At 36.3% G+C, this 292-nt stretch carries 1 pseudogene; it reads right to left on the bottom strand.

Going from position 1 to position 292, the window contains the following annotated elements:
* A pseudogene (locus tag ACH5TX_RS00260) lies at positions 1-292 on the bottom strand (hypothetical protein); the annotation flags it as partial.

The raw sequence follows: 292 nt of genomic DNA, 5'->3' as shown, positions 1-292 counted from the left end.
AGCCAATTCTTCTGCTTTAGCCTGCTCTTTAGCTATTTTAACTCTGGATGCTTCTGCTTCTTTTGCTTTAGCTTCATCTATTAATCGTTGCTTAGTTGCTTCTTCAACTCGTTTCTGCTCTTCTTCTTTTAATCTTAAATCTGCTTCTTCTTTTGCTAATTTTTGTTTAGCCAATTCTTCTGCTTTAGCCTGCTCTTTAGCTATTTTAACTCTGGATGCTTCTGCTTCTTTTGCTTTAGCTTCATCTATTAATCGTTGCTTAGTTGCTTCTTCAACTCGTTTCTGCTCTTCT

Origin of the sequence: Thalassobellus citreus (genome assembly GCF_044385915.1) — a bacterium.
In the GTDB taxonomy this organism is placed as follows: Bacteria; Bacteroidota; Bacteroidia; order Flavobacteriales; family Flavobacteriaceae; genus Thalassobellus; species Thalassobellus citreus.
Note: the sequence above shows the minus strand (reverse complement) of the source record. Positions and strands in the feature narration are given on the sequence as shown.